This is a genomic window from Adlercreutzia sp. DFI.6.23, assembly GCF_024462535.1.
Lineage (GTDB): Bacteria > Actinomycetota > Coriobacteriia > Coriobacteriales > Eggerthellaceae > Adlercreutzia > Adlercreutzia rubneri.
This window is the reverse complement of record NZ_JANGBP010000459.1, coordinates 1-304: the sequence shown is the minus strand read 5'-3', so window position 1 is coordinate 304 and position 304 is coordinate 1. Positions and strand designations below refer to the sequence as shown.

Here is a 304-nt window from a genome sequence, read left to right as displayed (position 1 = left end):
GTTACGGCGATACCCGCCGTGAACCCAGTGGTGATGGTGAAGGGGACGAAGCGGATGATGGCACCCAGCTAGAACAGACCCATGAGAACGAGCAGGATGCCCGCAATAATGGTGGCAGCAATGAGGCCCTCCATGCCATCGGTGGCCACAATGCCGGCCACACTGGTGGCGAAGGCCGCCGTGTGACCCGAGATCTGCACGCGACTGCCACCGAGGAACGCGATGAGGAAGCCGGCGACGATGGCGGTGTAGAGGCCCTGTTCCGGCGAGACGCCCGAGGCGATGCCCAGCGCGATGGAAAGCG

1 protein-coding gene is annotated in these 304 nt (G+C 64.1%); it reads right to left on the bottom strand.

What is annotated here, in order from left to right; all coding sequences use genetic code 11:
* Positions 1-68 precede the first annotated feature (68 nt).
* On the bottom strand, positions 69-304 hold a 236-nt coding region (locus tag NE591_RS14140; RefSeq protein ID WP_256156966.1), incomplete at its 5' end, for a SulP family inorganic anion transporter.